Annotated in this window: 16 protein-coding genes and 1 other annotated feature; of the genes, 12 read left to right on the top strand and 4 right to left on the bottom strand. The window is 47.6% G+C overall.

Annotated features, from left to right (window positions below):
- Positions 1 to 268 precede the first annotated feature (268 nt).
- A complete protein-coding gene (locus tag QD47_RS24850; protein WP_044648634.1) occupies positions 269 to 868 on the top strand; it encodes a hypothetical protein in 600 nt (199 codons plus the stop codon).
- A 188-nt stretch (positions 869 to 1,056) separates the two neighbouring features.
- Positions 1,057 to 2,463, top strand: coding sequence for an NADP-dependent phosphogluconate dehydrogenase (gene gndA / locus QD47_RS24845; protein WP_044648633.1), 1,407 nt, complete (start codon positions 1,057 to 1,059; stop codon positions 2,461 to 2,463).
- A 249-nt stretch (positions 2,464 to 2,712) separates the two neighbouring features.
- Here the strand turns inward: gndA and QD47_RS24840 are convergent, their stop codons facing one another.
- Positions 2,713 to 3,018, bottom strand: a complete 306-nt coding sequence (locus QD47_RS24840; RefSeq protein ID WP_014282339.1) for a rhodanese-like domain-containing protein — start codon at positions 3,016 to 3,018, stop codon at positions 2,713 to 2,715.
- Positions 3,019 to 3,287: 269 nt separating this feature from the next.
- On the opposite strand from QD47_RS24840, the gene aroA reads away from it, so the two are divergent.
- The 4 genes from aroA to ptsP all read left to right on the top strand — a co-directional run bounded on the left by aroA (position 3,288) and on the right by ptsP (position 9,094).
- A complete protein-coding gene (gene aroA, locus QD47_RS24835) occupies positions 3,288 to 4,580 on the top strand; it encodes a 3-phosphoshikimate 1-carboxyvinyltransferase (RefSeq protein WP_044648632.1) in 1,293 nt (430 codons plus the stop codon).
- A gap of 34 nt (positions 4,581 to 4,614) precedes the next feature.
- Entirely contained in the window at positions 4,615 to 5,049 is a 435-nt protein-coding gene (locus tag QD47_RS24830) for a CoA-binding protein (RefSeq protein WP_044648631.1), read from the top strand.
- A 419-nt stretch (positions 5,050 to 5,468) separates the two neighbouring features.
- Positions 5,469 to 7,352 (top strand): glucose PTS transporter subunit IIA, encoded by a 1,884-nt coding sequence (locus QD47_RS24825; protein ID WP_044648630.1) that lies wholly within the window; start codon positions 5,469 to 5,471, stop codon positions 7,350 to 7,352.
- A complete protein-coding gene (ptsP, locus tag QD47_RS24820; protein ID WP_044648629.1) occupies positions 7,349 to 9,094 on the top strand; it encodes a phosphoenolpyruvate--protein phosphotransferase in 1,746 nt (581 codons plus the stop codon). Before QD47_RS24825 ends, ptsP begins: the two co-directional genes overlap by 4 nt.
- 107 nt (positions 9,095 to 9,201) lie before the next feature.
- Here ptsP and QD47_RS24815 read toward each other — a convergent pair whose 3' ends face one another.
- The gene (locus QD47_RS24815) at positions 9,202 to 9,738 is read right to left on the bottom strand and encodes a type 1 glutamine amidotransferase domain-containing protein (protein ID WP_044648628.1); all 537 of its coding nucleotides are present in this window, start codon (positions 9,736 to 9,738) and stop codon (positions 9,202 to 9,204) included.
- 335 nt (positions 9,739 to 10,073) lie between these two features.
- Here QD47_RS24815 and QD47_RS24810 point away from each other — a divergent pair, with 335 nt between their 5' ends.
- The 4 genes from QD47_RS24810 (at position 10,074) to QD47_RS24795 (ending at position 12,887) form a co-directional block, all read left to right on the top strand.
- Entirely contained in the window at positions 10,074 to 10,520 is a 447-nt protein-coding gene (locus tag QD47_RS24810) for a hypothetical protein (RefSeq protein WP_044648627.1), read from the top strand.
- A 100-nt stretch (positions 10,521 to 10,620) separates the two neighbouring features.
- On the top strand, positions 10,621 to 10,962 hold the full coding sequence (ytxJ, locus tag QD47_RS24805; protein WP_044648626.1) for a bacillithiol system redox-active protein YtxJ: 342 nt from the start codon (positions 10,621 to 10,623) through the stop codon (positions 10,960 to 10,962).
- 107 nt (positions 10,963 to 11,069) lie between these two features.
- A complete protein-coding gene (ccpA, locus tag QD47_RS24800; RefSeq protein WP_044648625.1) occupies positions 11,070 to 12,077 on the top strand; it encodes a catabolite control protein A in 1,008 nt (335 codons plus the stop codon).
- A 111-nt stretch (positions 12,078 to 12,188) separates the two neighbouring features.
- Positions 12,189 to 12,887: a 5'-methylthioadenosine/adenosylhomocysteine nucleosidase gene (locus QD47_RS24795; RefSeq protein WP_044648624.1), complete on the top strand. Its 699-nt coding sequence runs from the start codon at positions 12,189 to 12,191 to the stop codon at positions 12,885 to 12,887.
- A 20-nt stretch (positions 12,888 to 12,907) separates the two neighbouring features.
- On the opposite strand, the gene QD47_RS24790 is transcribed toward QD47_RS24795, so the two are convergent.
- Complete coding sequence (locus QD47_RS24790; protein WP_044648623.1) at positions 12,908 to 13,540, bottom strand: GNAT family N-acetyltransferase; 633 nt, start codon at positions 13,538 to 13,540, stop codon at positions 12,908 to 12,910.
- Between the two features lie 240 nt (positions 13,541 to 13,780).
- On the opposite strand from QD47_RS24790, the gene acsA reads away from it, so the two are divergent.
- Positions 13,781 to 15,496 (top strand): acetate--CoA ligase, encoded by a 1,716-nt coding sequence (acsA, locus tag QD47_RS24785; RefSeq protein WP_044648622.1) that lies wholly within the window; start codon positions 13,781 to 13,783, stop codon positions 15,494 to 15,496.
- Between the two features lie 127 nt (positions 15,497 to 15,623).
- Here acsA and QD47_RS24780 read toward each other — a convergent pair whose 3' ends face one another.
- A complete protein-coding gene (locus QD47_RS24780; RefSeq protein ID WP_044648621.1) occupies positions 15,624 to 18,647 on the bottom strand; it encodes a penicillin-binding protein 1A in 3,024 nt (1,007 codons plus the stop codon).
- A 135-nt stretch (positions 18,648 to 18,782) separates the two neighbouring features.
- Positions 18,783 to 19,051 (top strand) — a binding site (T-box leader).
- A 65-nt stretch (positions 19,052 to 19,116) separates the two neighbouring features.
- On the opposite strand from QD47_RS24780, the gene tyrS reads away from it, so the two are divergent.
- Positions 19,117 to 20,370 (top strand): tyrosine--tRNA ligase, encoded by a 1,254-nt coding sequence (gene tyrS / locus QD47_RS24775; protein WP_044648620.1) that lies wholly within the window; start codon positions 19,117 to 19,119, stop codon positions 20,368 to 20,370.
- Positions 20,371 to 20,423: the final 53 nt, after the last annotated feature.

The following is a 20,423-nucleotide window of genomic DNA, read 5'->3' as shown; positions in this document are numbered from 1 at the left end:
CTGTAACTGGGTTAAGCCATTTCGTGTGGCGTAATATGTCCGATTATAGCATAACGTCAGCAGGCTTGACCGACTTTAGGCCGGGTTTGGGACAAGCGCATAAGGCAAAAGTAGGATTGTGCGTTGTTACTCATAAAAATAGGTCAAATAACCAAGTACCCTTACATAAAATGAAGTATAAAATAGAGCAAGGGAAGATCAAGCGGGAAAGCCGCAGGCTTGCTGTAGCCGGACTTCTTGAATCGGACTTGAAAAAGGAGGGAATGCCGTGAACAAGGGCTGCGAGGTAGAATATTGTAATTTGGAGCTCCGGTTTAGCCGTCGGCATATCCATAATCTGATCAAGGATTTGATATCGGAAGGATATTCGCTGTACTGGAGCGAGGATGAGTCGTACCTGGTGCTGTCGGTAAGGACCGGACGCAAGCTGGTGAAGCTTCGTTTTCAACAATTGCGTACAGGGCACTACAAGTTGGCCGGAGATTATGTGATCCGCGACGCCAAGCTGGCGGAGTGGTTGGAAAAGCTGATTGGAAGCACCCGAGGCCATGCCATTGTCAAAAGAGTCAAGGACCATCATATTTTGGTGGAAAATATTTTGTTCGGTGAGGTCATTCGTCTGGTCGAGGTTACTGGTTTTAAGCAACGCGTTATTTATCAGAAGGGACCAGTGCTGTCAGCGCAGGAGATGGAGGAAATGTATATTTCCAATGAGGGAGAGACCCGACTGCTGCTGCTCAGAATGCAAGTGGATGATGAATTGGAGAAGCTTTTCACGGCAATGACAGAGGGAGATACGACCAGAGCCGAGAACTGCCATGAACGCCTGCAAGCGCTATCCCGCCAGCTGCTGATGATGGAAGCATAATGATGTAGATTTAGTATAATTGAACACCTCATGAAAATGGGGTGTTTTGATCTGCGAATAGACAGGGGTTCACTTCTGACACCAAAAACGTTAAAATAGAATTGCACGTGTTCCGATTCACATAAAGTGTAATGCGGTAAAGCGGCGATATAGAATAAAAAAATATGTTGCAAAGGATGAGGAACCAGATGGCAAAACAGCAGATTGGTGTGATCGGCCTGGCGGTAATGGGTAAGAATTTGGCCCTTAATATTGAGAGCAGAGGCTTCACCGTCTCGGTATTTAACCGCTCTCCCGAAAAAACGCATGATCTTATCAAAGAAGCAGAAGGTAAGAAACTGACGGGTACTTTCTCCATTGAAGAATTTGTGAACTCACTGGAATCGCCCCGTAAAATCCTGATCATGGTTCAAGCTGGTAAAGCAACGGATGCCACGATTGAGCAGCTTGTGCCTCATCTGGACAAGGGCGACATTATTATAGACGGAGGCAATGCCTACTTCCCTGATACACAGCGCCGCAGTAAGGAGCTGGAGGAAAAAGGATTCCGCTTTATTGGTACAGGCGTATCCGGTGGCGAAGAAGGTGCCTTGAACGGTCCTGCAATTATGCCGGGTGGACAAGAAAGTGCCTACAAGCTGGTAGAGCCGATTCTGACAGCAATCTCTGCAAAAGTAGAAGGCGACCCTTGCTGTACATATATCGGTCCCGACGGTGCTGGTCACTATGTAAAAATGGTGCATAACGGTATCGAGTACGGCGACATGCAATTGATTGGTGAGGCTTATCACCTGTTGAAATCGGTCCTGAATGTGAATGCGGAAGAGCTTCATGAAATCTTCACAGAATGGAATAAAGGTGAGCTGGACAGCTACCTGATCGAAATCACGGCTGACATCTTCTCCCAATATGATTCCGAAACAGGCAAACCAATGGTAGACGTTATTCTGGATGCAGCAGGTCAAAAAGGTACTGGTAAATGGACAAGCCAAAGCGCGCTGGATCTGGGCGTGCCACTGTCTATGATTACCGAATCCGTATTTTCCCGCTTCCTGTCTGCTATGAAAGACGAGCGCATTGCGGCAAGCAAAGTGCTGAGCGGTCCTAATGCTGAATCCTTCAGCGGGGACAAAAAAGAATTTATCGAAAGCGTACGTAAAGCATTGTTCGCAAGTAAAATTGTGTCTTATGCTCAAGGGTTTGCTCAAATGCGTGCAGCTTCCGATGAATACGATTGGGATTTGAAATACGGAAAAATCGCTATGATCTTCCGCGGAGGTTGCATTATCCGTTCGCAATTCCTGCAAAACATCAAGGATGCGTATGACCGCGATCCTGCTCTGAAAAACCTGTTGCTGGATTCCTACTTCAAAAATGTAGTAGAAACTTACCAAAACGCATGGCGTCAGGTGATTTCCGTGGCTGTATCTCAAGGTATTCCAGTGCCAGGCTTCTCCAGCGCGCTCGCATACTATGACAGCTATCGTACTGAGCGTCTGCCAGCAAACTTGCTGCAAGCGCAACGTGACTACTTCGGTGCGCATACGTTCAAACGTGTGGATAAAGAAGGCGTATTCCATCACCAATGGTTCTAATAAATTGATGGATATGTAAGGATAGCATTAATGTAATACAACGGAAGCTTTTTTTACCCTTGTGGTAGAAGAAGCTTCCGTTTTTTGATTTCGTGGATGGTTGATTGGATGAGGATGAAGCTGGAGGATTGTGTAATCTTTTGGCGCTGTGGTATGATAAGAACAAGATATTTTAACGCATTACCGCGTCTAAGCTTTGGGTTATAGCAAAAAGACGGGAAGATCCCGTCTCTTGTGGTGAGCAGCATTTTACTGCTCTTGTGACCATTGCAGCATACCGCCGGTCATGTTAGTGCAGCCTTCATAACCGAGCTGTTGTAAATATTCGCAGGCTCGTTCGCTACGATAACCGCTCCGGCAAATAAAGATAATTTCACCGGTACGTTCAATTTCCTCAAGACGACTCGGAATCTGTCCGAGCGGAATATGCTTGGCACCGTCAATCATGCCTTCCGCTACTTCTTCTGCCTCGCGAACGTCGATCAATTGCAGTTGTTCTCCTGCTTGCAGGCGTGCGCGAAGCTCGGAAGGTTCAATCAGGGCGATTTGCGTCATGGCTAGACCTCTTTTCTAATGTAAAATGGGTGCTGCGTGTGTTATTGACGTGTGCAAAACATCACACTCTCCATGTATGATAGCGAAGCTATCTCTAAGCTGTCAATTGGGCTAATCTAAAGACAGATAGAGACTAATCAATCTGATGGATTAAACTCCGGTAGACCTAGATGAATATTGTATATTTTTTTGGGTAGAGAAATGAACGCTACAGCTTGTATAATTAACGTAAACTAGGATGGTTTGAATCGAAAAGGAGCATGTACAATATGGATGTTATCGTTAGACCTACCCCTTCCTTACAGGGAGAGATTGGGGCCTTGTCCTCCAAAAACTACACTACACGCTATCTGCTCACAGCAGCGCTTGCCGATGGAGAAAGTACCATTTATTTTCCGGCACACAGTGAGGATAGTGATGCTATGCGTCGTTGTATCGCTGATCTGGGGGCAGTGCTGGAAGAGGATGACGAAAAAATTGTCATTACGGGTTTTGGTAGCCATCCTCGTGCTGTGAAGGAGTTAAATGTGGGGAATGCCGGAGCGGTGCTCCGTTTTTTGATGGGAATTGCATCCTTATGTCCGGATGTTACTTTCGTTAATACATATCCTGACTCATTGGGTAAACGACCACATGATGATCTAATTGATGCGCTGGGCCAATTGGGTGTGAGAGTGGACCATCGCGAAGGTAAGTTGCCAATTCGTATCCAGGGCGGTCAAGCTAAGGGCGGCAAAATTCAGGTGTCCGGTTCGGTTAGCTCACAATATTTGAGCGCTTTACTATTCCTTACACCTTTACTGGAGAAAGACAGCGAAATCGAGGTGCTGCATGATCTGAAGTCCAAGGTGGTTATTGGTCAGACGCTGGAGGTGCTCCAAGAGGCAGGTATAATCATTCATGCAAGTGACGATTATATGTCTTTCCGTGTTCCGGGACGACAATCTTATCAGCCCCGCACGTATACAGTGCAGGGGGATTACCCGGGCAGTGCCGCGGTGCTGGCAGCGGCTGCCGTAACGAACTCGGATGTCACCATCCATCGGCTAAAGGAACAGAGCAAGCAGGGAGAACGTGCTATTGTAGATGTGCTTCGCATGATGGAAGTACCGCTGACGCACAAGAACGACACAGTTGTCGTGAAGGGGAATGGACGTTTGAAGGCAATCGAGTTTGACGGCGATGCTGCAACCGATGCTGTGCTGGCCATGGTGGCTGCCGCTGTATTTGCTGACGGCACGTCCCGTTTTTATAATGTGGAAAATTTGCGGTACAAGGAATGTGATCGCATTACCGATTATTTGAACGAACTGACCAAGGCCGGAGCTCGCGTGGAGGAACGTCAGGCTGAAATTATCGTACATGGCCGACCAGAGGGGGTCGAAGGCGGCGTTGAAATCAACGCGCATTTTGATCACCGTGTTATTATGGCTTTGACGGTAGTTGGTCTACGGGCCCAGAAACCGCTGGTGATCAAGGATGCGCATCATGTTGCCAAATCATATCCGCAATATTTTGACCATCTGACGACGCTTGGCGCCTCTGTAGAGTGGGTAAAATAATAGTAAGCTTTAGAAGTGAACAGGAGGGAACAGGATGGCTTTTGAAAATCCGTCAAGAGAAGAGATCAAAAGCATTTTGGAACAAGTAGGCAACATTGCGGTTGTAGGTTTGTCTGATAAATCGGACCGGACCTCGTATATGGTGTCTTATGCTATGCAAAAGCGGGGATACCGGATTATTCCGGTTAATCCTGCGGCAGCGGGGCAAACGATTTTAGGAGAAACTTGCTATGCAAGTCTCGAAGAAGTACCTGAGCCTGTGGAACTGGTCAATGTATTCCGTCGCAGTGAGTACTGCGCGGAGGTTGCTCGTGAGGCAGCTGCCATTGGTGCCAAGGTTTTGTGGCTTCAACAGGGCATTATCAGCCAGGAAGCCGCTGACATCGCGCAGGAGCATGGAATGACGGTTATTATGGATCGCTGCATTAAGGTAGAGGATTCCGTAACCCAAGCTGTACGCAAAGGATAATTTGGACATGAAGAAAAACCTTCGCCCCGATGAAATACGGGGAGAAGGTTTTTAGTGTCGAATTAAACTATATTTGGCTTTACTTTTTTTCACTCAGTTGCTTGTTTAAGTTTAGTCAGGAGCCGTATATTATACTTACAGGAATCCATATAATGTATGTAGGCCATTATGGTGATATTATCTTGGTGAATTCGCTTATTTTATTGGTTATGGTAATGGAATCGCTGCTGCATTCCCCTTTGTTTCGGAATAACATGGTCCAAGCTGATAAACAAGCAATTATAACTTAAATAAGCCATTTAAATGGAGTTATTCAGATCTTTAAAAGCGTATATAAGTATTTTTTATCAAGCAAGAGAATCGCTTTGACAAAAGTATTTATTCGGCTTACCATCAGGGATAGAAAGGAGAGGAATGCCATGAATTGGCTCGGATCCTTACAACAGCTTGGTCGTGCTGTCATGCTCCCGACGATGGTGTTACCGGCTGCTGCTATATTACTAAGTCTCGGTAGCCTTCCCTGGTCCACTTGGGGATTTCCAATGGTGTCTGATATGGCTAATGCGGCAGGGAACGGGATTTTTTATTTTTTGCCGTATTTGTTTGCGGTTGGTGTAGCACTCGGCATGTCAAATCAGGCAGGTCAGGCGGGATTGGCGGCATTGGCTGGTATGGCAATATATGATCAGGTCACATTGAGATTTGGAAACGGACTCATTCATCCGGCGACGCTCATTGGCATCATTTTAGGTGTCATTTCAGGGGTGGCGTATAACCGCTTCAAAAGCATTAAGCTGCCCGAGGTACTCCAATTTTTTGGAGGGACTCGATTTGTTTTACTGCTAATTGGCTTGTTCTCCGCCGTGTTCGCAGGACTGATGCTGATTGTGGCTCCACTCATTCAGAGAGGATTACAGTTTATAGCAGGTCTGGAATTGAGCTTGGGCGGCTTTGGATTGTTTGTTTATGGTATTTTGTATCGGGTGCTGGCGGCTTTTGGCCTTCATCATCTGCTTAATAATATATTCTGGTTTCAACTGGGTACATATAAAACACCGTCAGGCAACATAGTGCAGGGGGATTTACCCCGATTTTTTGCTGGAGATCCGACGGCGGGCTATTTTATGTCAGGGTTGTTTCCGATCATGATGTTTGCGATTCCAGCCATTGCGCTGGCAATTATTCAGGAAGCACGTGAAGACTTGAAGCCAAAGGTGCAAAAGACATTTTTGACTGCTGCCCTGGTCTGCTTTTTTACCGGTGTATCGGAACAAATCGAGTTTGCCTTTTTGTTTGCTGCTCCTTATTTGTTCCTTGTTCATGCAGTCATGTCCGGTCTGGCTATGTGGCTTACCTTTGAGCTGGATATTCATCACGGTTTTTCATATTCAGCGGGTTTTATAGATTACGTACTCAATTTCCATCTGTCACATAACGCCTGGTTGTTGATTCCGTTAGGGGTGGCGTATGGGCTGGTGTATTATGTGCTATTCCGCTGGGCGATTCGGAGGTTCCGTATTCCCACTCCAGGTCGCGAGGAAGGTTCAGTTCTGGAGGATTGGGCAGGCAATATTCCCTACAGCGCTCCGCTCATTTTGGAGGCGCTCGGCGGGAAGGAAAATATTGTTCGGGTGGAAGCCTGCATTACACGATTGCGCCTCACCGTCCACAATGACCGGCTGATTGATACTGGAGCGATAAAAGCTTTGGGCTCGGCCGGACTCATCAACCTGGGCGGGGGAAACTTGCAGGTTGTATTCGGTACGTATTCGGAGCTGATTCGTGAGGAAATCGCGAAGCTTATGGAGCGTGATCTTCCTCAAGTGTTGTTCAACGCTCCTGTGCACGGAAAAATGCTGCCGATTCACGAGGTGCCGGACAAAATTTTTGCGACGAAGCTGGTCGGGGACGGAGTTGCTTTTGTTCCCGAACGAGGTGAACTTGTGTCTCCGGTGTATGGTACGGTTATGCATTTGTATCCTACCATGCACGCTTTGGGCATTTCTACACGAGAGGGACTTGAGGTTCTGCTTCATATAGGGATTGATACTTCACAGCTAAAAGGGAATTTTACTGCTATGGTAGAAGCAGGTGATACGGTGGAACCGGGACAATTGCTGATTAAATTTGATTTGCAGGCGCTGCGGGAACAAGCTCCATCTTTAGTGACCCCTATGGTCATTACGAATCCGGATCGCGTGAAGTCATGGAGCTTTGCTCCGTTTAAAACAGTGAAAAAAGGTCAGACCTCGGTAATGTCCGTTGTGCTGCATGACAGGAATGTTGGAGGGGTAGAGACATGATAGAAGGCATCGGCGCCGCAGCAGGTGTGGCAATCGGGAAGGCTTTTGTCCTGCCGAGCTGGGAGTGGGATTTACCTGAGCAGAAAATGGATGCGGTGGATCTCGCAAAGGAATTCGAGCGGTTGTATGAAGGGATACGCACATCCAAAAGTGAAATCCAGTTTATTAAGGATGAGTTTCGGGAAATGGTGGGACCGGAGGAATCCAGCATTTTTGATGCGCATCTGGCTATATTGGAGGACCCTGAATTCATGAACGAAGTTCGTGGAATCATCGAGCGTCAATATAAAGCAGCCGAGGTGGCTGTTAAGGAAGCAATTGACCATTTTGTGACGATGTTTGATCTGCTGGATGATGAATATATGAAGGAGCGGGCGATCGACATCAAGGATGTGGGGAATCGGTTGCTCAAGCATTTGCTGGGTGCGCCGGAAGTAACTCTTCCGAAGGACACACAGCCTTACATTCTGGTAGCCAAGGAGCTTTCTCCATCTCAATCGGCCCACTTGAATCCAAGCTATGTATTAGGAATTGTAACTATGAATGGGGGCAAAACATCGCATTCCGCGATCATGGCCCGTGCGATGGGCATTCCGCTTGTTTCGGGACTGGAGAGCAATCTCAATTTGCCTGTCCAGACTGGGGATATGATGGTTGTCGACGGAGACTTGGGTAAGGTTTATGTGAAGCCGGAGAAATCCATTATTGATCATTATACGGCATTACGTGATGAGCAGCTCCGCAGAAAAGAACAGCTTCAGGTGCTCGCTTCCGTGGAAGCTGTGACCAAGGATGGAACTGAAATGAGGCTGGCAGCGAATATCAGTTCTGTCAAGGAACTGGAGGCGGCATTGAAGCATGGGGCGCAGGGTGTTGGACTGTTCCGCACGGAATTTTTATATATGGATCGAAACTCTGCACCGGATGAAGATGAGCAGTATGAAGTGTATCGGCTGGTAGCAGAAAAGGCAGGAAACCACTCCGTTGTTATCCGTACATTGGATATCGGCGGGGATAAACCGCTGGACTATCTTCAACTGCCGGTGGAAGAAAACCCGTTTCTCGGCTATCGCGCTATACGCATCAGTCTCGATTGGAAGGAATTATTCAAGACACAACTGACAGCTATTTTACGTGCCAGTGCGGCAGGGAATATCAAGGTCATGTATCCGATGATCTCATCGGTGGAGGAGATCCGCCAGGCGGATGCGATCTTGAAGGAAGCTATGGCGGATTTGGATGCGAGAGGGGTTGCCTACAATCCACATATCCAGCAAGGGATTATGATCGAGGTGCCAGCGGCAGCAATGATTGCCGATCTACTCGCTGCTGAAACAGATTTTTTCAGTATAGGCACGAATGATCTGGTACAGTATGTGCTGGCCGTAGACCGTATGAACGAGCAGATTGCCCATATGTACCATCCATACCATCCGGCTGTGCTGCGGATGCTGCGTATGACGGCACAGGCGGCTCATCAAGCGGGGATTGATGTGAGTGTCTGCGGTGAAATGGCAGGAGATGAACGCTCCATTCCCTTGTGGCTGGAGTTGGGAATACACCAGCTAAGCATGTCTCCCCAGTCTTTACTGCGAGTTAAGCATCGTGTGCTGAACACGTCCGCAGCTAAGGCAACACTGGTTGCCCAGGCGTGCTTCAGCATGTCTACTGGCGCGGCGATCGAAGACAAGCTGACCGCAGTTAGTGTCAGTTGTATTTCAGTCGGGCCTGGACGGCAGTAAGTAATCATGCAAGGGCTGTGTAGCTTGTTTTGAAATAAAAAACACCTTCAAAACCATGGATAACGTGGTGATTTTGAAGGTGTTTTTGCTTATTTTATTGAACTGCCTTATTTCTTTGCGTTGTTTGCCAACAGATCGCAGAACGCTTTTCCATAAGGCGGAAGGTCAGGCGGGCGGCGGGCAGATACGATATGTCCGTCTGTCACGACAGCTTCGTCCTTCCAGATGGCTCCTGCGTTTTCCATATCATCACGAATGCCCGGTGTGGATGTTACGGTGACACCGCCCAAAATTTTGGCGGAGATCAGCACCCAGCCTGCGTGGCAAATTTGCCCGATGGGTTTGTGGGCGGCGTGAAACTCCTGTACAAGTTGAATCACCTTGGGATAGCGGCGCAGTTTATCCGGCGCCCAGCCTCCGGGGACAAGAATCCCGTCATAATCGCTGCTGTTCAATTCCTCAAAGGCATATTCCGCTTCAGCAGGTACGCCATATTTTCCGATATATTTTTTACCCTTTTCAGCACCGGCCAAATGCACTTCGGCGCCTTCTTCACGGACGCGGTACACGGGGTACCATAGCTCCAGATCCTCGAATTCCTCATCTACCAGGGCGATAACCTTTTTTCCGGCAAGTCTCGACATCTAACCATCCTTTCGTACGTCACTTGATGACATGCTGTTTTATATCTGTACCTATACATCTTAAGAAAAAGAGCGCCGGAAGTCCATTCCTCTGCACATTCTCATAAATTGACTAGCTCTTTTAATACTAGCATCACCATTCCGTAACCCACTAAACCTTTGGTAATTTGTTCATAGCTGCAATCTGTGGAAGGATTTGAGGTCCCAAAGTCGAAATAAAAAAGAGTGTGAAAAATTTTATAGAGTTAACAAATCTTTTATAGACTAGTAGATAGATATATCTGGATTCTGATGAAATCCTCATATAGCTTGATCCTACGTAATGAGGTGGTTAAATGCATAAGCAATGCCAATGCGGTAAACCGATGGGGCTGGAGTTGAGAAAGGTAGTTTATGCGGACAAGGTTGAAATTTTACATGTTCCCGTATTTTCATGCCCTTCATGCTTCTCCAGTGAGGTTTTGCAGCATGTAACGAAGGACATCAAGGAGCTATTGCAAAATTTGGGGAGCAAGCCTACGGCTCGGCGCATTTCCTTTGCCCGTAACAACGAGCTGGCTGAAATTATTCGCAGGCTGGTGCTGGAGGAAGCGGACAATCCTAATGTGGACTGGCAATCCTCTTTGGAGGAGCGAATGGAGCTTCGAATCAATCTGCTGCTGGACCTTTATCGTTATGCGAGAAGTCTGGGAGATGAGGATTGGATGAACGATGTACAGAAAAGATTGGGGCAATTATCCGGTTTTACCAGTGAATCGGTGTTTATGAATACAAAAAACTAAAAAAATGAAAATTTTCATGGTCACCATTGGATTTTACATGTTCTTTTTGTTAGGATGTGAATAGGACATACGACAATACGCGGAAAGGAATGTATATCCAATGGCGACGATGACAAAAATGACTACTGTTCAACAATTAAATGCGGCGCTGGAAGCGTCATCAGACAAGGCATTGCTTCTTTTTAAACATAGCACGCGCTGTCCGATTAGCTCTGGCGCACATCAGGAACTGGAGTCCTATTTGCAAGGCACTCCCAACGAAAATATTGAATACGGTATCATTTATGTAGTAGAAGACCGGCCGGTGTCCAATGAGGCTGCGAACAAGCTCCAGCTGCAGCATGAATCACCGCAGGCCATTTTGATCAAGGGCGGAGAGGTTGTCTGGCATACATCCCATTCGAATATCACTGCGCGTGCGCTTCACGATCATTTGGTATAGATAGAATGAGCGCTGTCGTTGCATAAAGTAGTATTTTGTCGTATCATAGTTCTAATTAGTTGTTCTTGGATTCGGTTGAAAATTTATTGGCAATGGAGAGAAGGAATTTGACGGTAACGATCTATGATGTAGCTCGCGAAGCTGGTGTCTCAATGGCGACAGTGTCCCGTGTAGTTAACAATAATCCTAACGTAAAACCTCAGACACGCAAGAAGGTATATGAAGCGATTGAGCAATTGGGATATCGGCCTAATGCGGTGGCTAGAGGTCTGGCCAGCAAGAAGACAACAACCGTCGGCGTGGTTATCCCTGATATATCAAACTCAATTTTCGCAGAGATTGCGCGGGGCATTGAGGATATTGCGAATATGTATCACTATAACATTATTTTGTGTAATGCCGATAAGAGGAAAGAAAAAGAGATTCGTGTCATCAATACGCTGCTCGAAAAGCAGGTTGATGGACTTCTGTTCATGGGTGGCACAGTAACGGACGAGCATATTCAGGCCTTTCATACGGCTGCGGTTCCTATCGTTCTGTGCGCAACGAGTGATGAGAAAGGCAGCTATCCTTCGGTTGATATTGACCATGAAGCCGCTGCTTTTGATGCAGTGAATACATTGATCCGCCACGGGCACCGTCAAATCGCGATGATTAGTGGTACTCTTCAGGACCCTGCGAACGGCTATGCACGTTTCCAAGGCTACAAGAGAGCGCTGGAAGCAGCAGGAATGGAGTATCAGGAAGATCTCGTGCGAATCGGGAACTATCGTTATGAGTCCGGTGTGGAGGCAATGAAGTATTTCCTGGGCCTCAAGAAAAAGCCAAGCGCAATTTTTGCGGCTACGGATGAAATGGCAATTGGTGCGATTCATAGCATTCAGGATGAAGGCTTGAAAGTACCGGACGATTTCTCTGTCATCAGTGTGGACAATATCCGTATGGCTTCCATGGTTCGTCCGCAGCTTACGACAGTAGCGCAACCGATGTACGATTTGGGTGCAGTAGCGATGCGTTTGCTGACCAAGCTGATGAAGAAGGAAAATGTGGAAAATCCCCGCGTTATTTTGCCGCATGAAACGATTTTGCGGTTGTCGGTTAATTATTTAGACTAGACAAATTTGTTAACAGGATAGACCTTCGATGAAAGCTCCTTTTATGGGGCTTTTTTCGTGAATACATAGTCCATAATGCACATCATTAAACAAAGAATAGAGGGATTTGAGATGAGCCGAATTTATGGATTAATTGGTGCCATGGATGAAGAAATTGAGCTGCTGCTTGCTGCAATGACTGAAGCTAGTAAGTCGGTCAAGGCTGGAATCACCTATACAAAGGGAGTCATTCACGGTCAACAGGTTGTCGTATGCAAGTCCGGTGTAGGTAAGGTCAATGCTGCGGTAACGACACAAATCCTTATCGATAGCTTTGGAGCGGAACAAATCATATTTACAGGAGTGGCAGGGGCAGTGCATCCGGATTTAAATATTGGGGATATTGTGATTTCCTCCACATGTATGCAGCATGATATGGATGTAACGCCTTTGGGTTATGCCAGAGGGGTCATTCCTTATCAGGATACCTCGGAGTTTGCGGCTGATCCTGATCTTGTTCGTCTGGCTGAGCAAGCCTGTCAATCCTTCGGCGATCGTTATATTGTCGGCAAGGTGCTTTCCGGTGACCAGTTTGTCGCCAGCCGTGAGCTGGTAGCTGCATTGCATCAGGAGATGGACGGTGCTTGTACCGAGATGGAGGGCGCAGCAGTGGCGCAGACAGCCCATATGAACGCTGTGCCTTACGTTGTCCTCCGCTCTATGTCTGATAAGGCAGACGGATCTGCCCACGTTAATTTTGGCGAATTTACAGTAGCATCTTCCCATCGTTCGCATCGAATTGTGGAATATATGCTGAAGCATTTGGGTTAAATGGCTAGTGGTGTAACATTTTAATACATGAACCTTCTCACAAACCGGATACGGTCAAATTGTTCCCGTGATGTGAGGGGGACATCCTCTCCCATTCGGACCATTAGGCAATTCGCCGGGTGGGAGCATATTTCGGGATCATCCGTAGCGTACCAGACCATATCCACCGTTTTCATCAGACGTTCCATCATGCGGCGGTATTCCCATACGGAGAGACCGCTGCCTTTTAAATCCCAATGCCAATAGTACTCAGTCGTAAAAATGATATAGGATTCCAGTTGTCCGTCCTCAAAGGCGACCCGGATCATTTGGCTTCCCAGACCCAGTCCGCGATATTCGTCGGCTACCTCAATCGCTCCAAGCTCCAGCAGGTCCTTCATTCCGGCTTCCGACCAGCGTTCCATCTCATCCGGATAGTGAAAAGTCACGTATCCGAGAATGGTTTCCCCATCATGAGCGATGATAATCCTGCCTTCCGGTAGTCCCGAAATATCCATCAGCGCGTCGAATTGCTCCTTCGGCTTGCGAAAGGCGTCCAGTTGTGAATGCATTTGAAATGAACGCAGTTGATCAGCGGATACGGGGCCTTCTACGTAGATCTTTTGCCCGTTATGGCTCAGCGTGTCCAAATGGTGCAGTTTTAAATGCTGCATACATGCGCCTCCTTCTTTGCCGTGACCTAGCTCTCCATATCCCCTACTTATAGCAAAAAAACAAATAAATGAAAAGGATGGTCGTCACATCCTCACCTATGATATACTGTTTTAGACATAAATTGTTCACAATTAGTCGCTTATCAGATGTTAAACAAAGGAATTGACATGCTTGTATTGAATTTGTAAGCGTTATCATGTTCTGTATTATTCTCATTATATCGTGAGGAGGCTGAACGCATGAAGATTGAAGAACTCCAGGCTGTAGTTCCCACATCCAACATGGGCCCGTATGAACAAGCTTACAACCGCTTTCAGTGGGAAGATGCAGAGCGTCATTTTACGTGGTATGAATCAGGCAAAGTGAACATGGCGCATGAAGCGATTGACCGACATGTAGAGGAAGGGAGAGGCAGCAAGACGGCGTTGTTGTATTGTGACGCGAACCGCCATGAAGCCTACACCTTTTCTCAGTTGCGTGCCAGCTCCAACAGGTTTGGTAATGTGCTGCGAAAATACGGCATTGGCAAAGGGGAACGGGTATTTATATTCATGCCGCGTTCACCTGAGCTGGTCATTAGTCTGCTTGGCATTTTGAAGGTAGGCGCAGTCGTCGGGCCTTTGTTTGAGGCGTTTATGGAAACGGCGGTCAAGGATCGGCTGGAAGATAGCGGGGCGGTGGCGCTGGTGACGACGCCTGCACTTCTCTCGCGCGTAAAGCGTGAGGAACTTCCGGAGCTGCGGCATATTTTTGTGGTTGGCGACGTGGACGAACGGGAGCAAGGGATTGTTGATTTTGAAACGGAAATGCTTGCGTCCTCCGAGGAACTTGAACCGGAATGGCTGAGTCGTGAGGATGGGTTGATTATTCATTACACGTCAGGCTCAACGGGCAAGCCTAAAGGCGTGTATCATGTGCAAAACGCGATGATTCAGCACTATTATACCGGAAAAATGGTGCTGGATCTGCGTGAAGATGATGTGTATTGGTGTACAGCCGATCCCGGTTGGGTTACCGGAACGTCATATGGCATTTTTGCCCCATGGCTGAATGGAGTAACAAATGTTATTCGTGGCGGTCGTTTTAGCCCCGAGGACTGGTATCGAACCATTGAGCGTCACGAGGTGACCGTATGGTATAGCGCTCCTACGGCGTTTCGGATGCTCATGAGCGCAGGGGAGGATATCGTTGACAAATATGATCTCGGAAGCCTGCGGCATGTGCTGTCCGTCGGAGAGCCGCTGAATCCCGAGGTGGTGCGCTGGGGCTGGCAGGTATATAAGCAGCGTATTCATGATACCTGGTGGATGACGGAAACGGGTGGCCAAATGATCTGTAATTACCCTGAGCTGCCGATTAAGCCCGGCTCGATGGGAAAGCCCTTGCCTGGTATTCAGGCCGCTATTCTCGACGACAGAGGGCAAGTGCTGCCGCCTAACCGAATGGGGCATTTGGCGATACGTACGCCGTGGCCGTCTATGATGAACCGTATATGGAACAACCCAAACAAATTTCAGGAGTATTTCCGTTTTTCAGACTGGTATGTGTCCGGTGATTCTGCTTATATGGATGAGGACGGATACTTCTGGTTTCAGGGACGAATTGATGATGTCATTAATTCGTCCGGGGAGCGAATTGGTCCTTTTGAGGTCGAGAGCAAGCTTCTGGAGCATCCCGCTGTAGCGGAGGCTGGAGTGATCGGAAAGCCGGATACCGTACGGGGAGAGATCATTAAAGCTTTTATCGCGCTCCGTGAAGGCTACACCCCCTCTGAAGCTTTGCAGCAGGATATTTATCGCTTTGTCAAAGAAGGGCTGTCTGCCCATGCTGCACCACGCGAAATTGAGTTTAAGGAAAAGCTGCCCAAAACCCGTTCCGGTAAAATTATGAGACGTGTACTCAAAGCCTGGGAGCTTAATCTTCCTACAGGAGATTTGTCTACCATAGAGGATTGAAATGCTTTTTAAGAAAGATACAAAAAAGGGAGTCTCCAAAGCCGTGATGGCTGAGGGACTCCCCTTTTGTTGGTGCTGATAAAGTGGGTTTTTACCAAATATCAGTATTTGTTGCTGTTGTGAGCTTTTATGGACGAACGGCTCCGGAAGGAGCTGATTCCCCCAAGGCATTCATGGAAGTGATGCGGAACCAACCCTTCGGTTTGCTGCCCGCTTTATATTGAAAGCTGGTGGATGCGGTGGAGCCGATGTTTGTAAAAGGCTCCGCACCGCTTTCACTGTAATACACTTTATAGCCTGTAATCGCATCCGCAGGCTTTCCTGCACTCCATTGGAGCGCTACGGCTGAGCCTGCTGCTTTCGCTTGAGGCTGCCCAGGAGCGGTAGGAATCTCCGTAGGCTGCGCAGTTGTTCCATTTCCTTCACCCGGTACAGCTGGATTCTCGGGATCAACAGGTGGTGCTACAGGCGCTGCACTTGCTTGGGAGCTTGGCCCTGACTCATGCCCGCCTACATCCACGGCGGTTACATAATAGCTGGAGCTGCCACCACCCGGGCTGTCAGAGAACACTTTGGAGCCGTCAGCCATGACGACTTTGCCAAGCCGTTGGAAGCTGCCTCCATCCGTAGAACGATATAGACGGTATCCTACGACATCGCTGTTTCCGCTTGGGCTAAAGCTGATCATAGCTTTGCCGTCACTATAGCTTACGCTAACGTTAGACGGAGCACTAGGATCGGCTCCATCGTCTTTACGCGGATCAATCTGGGTAGGAGCCGCCTTATCTGCATCCTGAGGCAGATAGTAGGACAACGAATTATGTCGTCTCATCACCGTAAAGGCTTGCTGGAGCTCTTTAATCAGCTCTGAAATCGGTTTTTCCCGTTTACTAACGGTCCGCTCGTTCAACATGTCATCCGGTGTGCCGTCCCGTGGAATGTAATTGACACCTTGATAGGTAATATATTTGGCACGAGTGACACCATTTTCACTGTTTTTGGGTGGATACTTACTGTTGTAAATATCCGAACCGTATGCGGACGCTGTTCTTGTTACAATACCGTCTGGTCGCTTGAAGCTGTCGGTTTGGAACAGATCCGGATCCTTTGCGGTCACTTCATTCATGATTTGCGCCCAAAGGCGACGTGCCCGCTCTTTTTGTGCTTTTGTTTCGAGCTTATTGACAGGTTGCTTGTAACCAACCCATACACCCAGTGTGACGTCAGGCGTAAAGCCCTCGAACCATACATCGGTATAGGATTGTGTAGTGCCTGTTTTACCGGCAATCGGAATCTTGCCAGCTTGATCGAAATTACGCTTCACCAGTCTGCCTGTACCTTCCGACACGGCTGTACGCAGCATATCCGTCATCAGATAGGCGGTTTGTGGTGTAAAGGCTTGTACAGGATTAGGCTGATGCTTATAAACAATATTGCCTTGCGAGTCCACAATCTTTTCAATCATATAGGCGTCATTAAATACACCGCCATTTGGAATCGAACCATAAGCATTCGTCAGTTCCTCGACTGTGACCCCGTGGGCCAAGCCGCCGAGTACACCTGTCTGGGCATTGTTATCGCTTGGTTCCAAGGTGGTAATGCCTAGCTTCTTGGCAAAATCCCAAGCTTTGCTGATACCTACTTTTTCGTTAAACAGCTTGAGTGCTATCGTATTTAGTGACTGATTCAACGCATAACGGGCCGTAACCAGCCCCTGATAGCGGTTATTGGCGTTTTTCGGGATGTGATACCCATTGCTGCCATCCTTCAAAATAATAGGTGCATCATCCACGATGCTGCCAGGCTGCACGAGACCGCTGTCCAATGCAGGGAGATAGGCGGCAATCGGCTTCATAGCCGATCCCGGCTGGCGTACCATCTGGGTAGCATAATTCATCTGTTCCTTTTGGAAATCCCGGCCTTCCATCATACCGAGAATCGCGCCTGTTTTATGCTGGATAAGAATGGCGGCCGCTTGCTCGTCACCCTTGGTTTTACTTGTAGAAGAGAAATTATCCTTGTTTTCTGCAATTTGGCGCATCGACTTGTAGATGCTTTTATCAATAGTGGTGTATACCATATAACCACCTGTTCGAAGCTGTTGTTCAGCTTCTTTGAGCAAGTCGTTATCATCCTTGGTTTTGGCATCTGCACTGGCATTGGCCGCTTGACCCGGATTTGTGACTGACATAAGTGCCTGTGCCGCTTGCCGTTCCGTTTCCATCATAAGATACGGATACGTGTTGTAGGCTTTAACAGTGCGTGGAGCGAGCGACTTTTTGATATCAAAAGCCATCGCCTCATCATACTGTGCCTGATTGATTTTATTCTCCTCCAGCATTCGGCTGAGTACCAGGTGCTGGCGGTTGATCGCCCTTTTAAAGCCGGACTCGTTAAATTCACCCTTACCGTTGTAAGCGGAATAAGAGGAAGGAAGCTGTGGCAGACCTGCCAGATAGGCGGCTTGAGCCACATTCAGCTCATTCAGATCATTCTCATTAAAAATACCTTTGGCCGCAGCTTTGATCCCAAAGACGTTATAACCGCTTGATCCGTTACCAAAAGGTACTTTATTGAGATAGGCCGTAATAATTTGCTGCTTGCTCAGGAAGCGCTCAAGGCGTAGAGAGAGCAAAATTTCCTTGACCTTGCGGTCATCCGTGCGATCCAGATTCAGAAAGACACGACGGGCGAGTTGCTGGGTCAGGGTGCTTCCCCCGGTTTGTACGGATTCATGCAGCGCTTTTTGTTTTATAGCCCGCAGCGTTCCCGACAGATCGACACCTTTATGCTCGTAAAAATGGTTATCTTCAATAGCAATGACTGCGTTAATGACGAGTTGCGGAATCTCCCTAAACGTGACAGGACGTCGATCTTCTTCTGTCCGGAGCTGTCCGATAGGGGAGCCATCATTGAAATAAGCGAAGCCTGTAATTGCATTTTTGTCTACTTCCTGTTCAATCATGGATCTGGAGCGTACAGGCTCGCTTTTCACAATAGAGGCTACATAGCCGGCTGCGGCTCCTCCTGCAAACAGCGCTCCCATAAAACCGATGATGACGACCCACTTTATGACACGGCCGAGCCTTCGCATGTATGTCCGTAAGCGGGAAGGCTTTGGCTCTGACACATTGTTTTTTTCTTCAACCATTAAGTCTTCCTCCTTTATAACAGCCATTATTATAGCATAAAATTACAAAATGAACCCATATGCTAAAAAGCCTGTCTTTTGGTGTCGTTGACTCTATAAAAGTGGTGTGTTATAAATAGGTCAAAGTAAATATCGTGAAAAGCAGAGAAAGACTTCAGTAGAAGGTGGAATCACGTTGTGCAGAGAGCCGATGGGTGGTGCGAATCGGTAACGACCCTCCTTTGAATTACCGTCTGGAGCTGTCTGGATGAATGGTAGAGCTTTTGCAGATTTGCGAAGCTGACTATAGTAATCCAGTACCGGGTGTAGGCCCGTTATAGGAATGAAGTGAAAGAAACGCTTGTCTTTGACATACGTTTCTTTAATTAGGGTGGTAACGCGAGCAGCTCCTTCTCGTCCCTTGGGATGAAAGGGGCTTTTTGGTTTGTTTAATATGTAATATTTTGGATAAAAACAGGAGGTATACAGGATGAAGTGGGAAGAGTTGAAGCCTGAACAGCAGGTAGAGGTAGAACGTCAATTAAATATGATTCAACGTGGTGTGGCAGAAATTGTACCGGAGGACGAGTTGAAGCGTAAGGTTATTAAATCGGTCGTTAGCGGTGAGCCGCTTCAAATTAAATTAGGACTTGACCCATCGGCGCCGGATATTCACATCGGGCATACGGTCGTTATGCATAAGCTACGCCAGTTTCAGGAGCTTGGTCATCAGGTACAACTTATCATCGGTGATTTTACGGGCAAGATTGGTGATCCGACAGGCAAATCGGAAACTCGTAAGCAGCTGACCGAGGAAGATGTCCAGCGCAATGCTCAGACGTATAAGGAGCAGATATTCAAAATTCTGGACCCCGAAAAAACAAAGGTATACTACAATTCCCATTGGTTGGCGCCCATGTCTTTTGCGGATGTGGTAACTCTGGCCGCTAAAGTAACTGTCGCACGTATGCTGGAACGGGATGACTTTACGAAAAGATACCAAAACGGCTTGCCGATCAGCATCCATGAATTTTTCTACCCGTTGATGCAAGGGATGGATTCCGTGGAACTCCGAAGCGACATCGAGCTGGGTGGTACAGATCAAAAGTTCAATTTGCTGATGGGCAGAACTCTGCAAAAGGAATACGGAGTGGAGCCACAGGCCACCATTACGTTGCCACTGCTTGAAGGGCTGGATGGCGTGCAGAAGATGAGCAAAAGTCTGGGCAACTACATTGGTGTCGATGAGGAGCCGAACGAAATCTACGGAAAATCCATGTCGGTTCCTGATGAACTGATGCTTAAATATTTTGAGCTGGCAACAGATTTGAACAATGAGGAACTGGCTGAGCTGGCGGAAGGCATTAAGAACGGTTCAGTGCATCCGCGTGACGCCAAAATGAAGCTGGCCGGAACGTTGGTACGCATGTACCACGGTAAGGAAGCGGAGGAAACAGCGAAGCAGCATTTTGTGACTGTATTCCAGCAACGAGCGCTGCCTGACGATATTGAAGAGTTCACTTTGACGGCGGATCATTTGGAAAATGGCGGCATCCGTGTCATCCAATTGCTGACTCAATTGGGCTTTGCGGCTTCTAACGGTGAAGCCAAACGCAGCATTCAGCAGGGCTCGGTCAAAATTAACGAAGCGAAATGGACCGATGTAAACGAAGCATACACGCCGCAGGAAGGCGATATTGTGCAGGTTGGTAAACGGAAGTTCGCCAAAATCAAGCTGGGTTGATTTTTATAGTTGGGAAATAAAAAGCTTTTAAAAGAAACGCTGAGACGATATTC

The sequence above is a fragment of the Paenibacillus terrae genome (assembly GCF_000943545.1).
In the GTDB taxonomy this organism is placed as follows: Bacteria; Bacillota; Bacilli; order Paenibacillales; family Paenibacillaceae; genus Paenibacillus; species Paenibacillus terrae_A.
Note: the sequence above shows the minus strand (reverse complement) of the source record. Positions and strands in the feature narration are given on the sequence as shown.

Bases quoted from the DNA above. Each gene is read 5' to 3' on its own strand.
- gndA (WP_044648633.1), top strand. From the start codon at position 1,057: ATGGCAAAACAGCAGATTGGTGTGATCGGCCTGGCGGTAATGGGTAAG.
- QD47_RS24840 (WP_014282339.1), bottom strand. From the start codon at position 3,018: ATGACGCAAATCGCCCTGATTGAACCTTCCGAGCTTCGCGCACGCCTG.
- aroA (WP_044648632.1), top strand. From the start codon at position 3,288: ATGGATGTTATCGTTAGACCTACCCCTTCCTTACAGGGAGAGATTGGG.
- QD47_RS24830 (WP_044648631.1), top strand. From the start codon at position 4,615: ATGGCTTTTGAAAATCCGTCAAGAGAAGAGATCAAAAGCATTTTGGAA.
- QD47_RS24825 (WP_044648630.1), top strand. From the start codon at position 5,469: ATGAATTGGCTCGGATCCTTACAACAGCTTGGTCGTGCTGTCATGCTC.
- ptsP (WP_044648629.1), top strand. From the start codon at position 7,349: ATGATAGAAGGCATCGGCGCCGCAGCAGGTGTGGCAATCGGGAAGGCT.
- QD47_RS24815 (WP_044648628.1), bottom strand. From the start codon at position 9,738: ATGTCGAGACTTGCCGGAAAAAAGGTTATCGCCCTGGTAGATGAGGAA.
- QD47_RS24810 (WP_044648627.1), top strand. From the start codon at position 10,074: ATGCATAAGCAATGCCAATGCGGTAAACCGATGGGGCTGGAGTTGAGA.
- ytxJ (WP_044648626.1), top strand. From the start codon at position 10,621: ATGGCGACGATGACAAAAATGACTACTGTTCAACAATTAAATGCGGCG.
- QD47_RS24795 (WP_044648624.1), top strand. From the start codon at position 12,189: ATGAGCCGAATTTATGGATTAATTGGTGCCATGGATGAAGAAATTGAG.
- QD47_RS24790 (WP_044648623.1), bottom strand. From the start codon at position 13,540: ATGCAGCATTTAAAACTGCACCATTTGGACACGCTGAGCCATAACGGG.
- acsA (WP_044648622.1), top strand. From the start codon at position 13,781: ATGAAGATTGAAGAACTCCAGGCTGTAGTTCCCACATCCAACATGGGC.
- QD47_RS24780 (WP_044648621.1), bottom strand. From the start codon at position 18,647: ATGGTTGAAGAAAAAAACAATGTGTCAGAGCCAAAGCCTTCCCGCTTA.
- tyrS (WP_044648620.1), top strand. From the start codon at position 19,117: ATGAAGTGGGAAGAGTTGAAGCCTGAACAGCAGGTAGAGGTAGAACGT.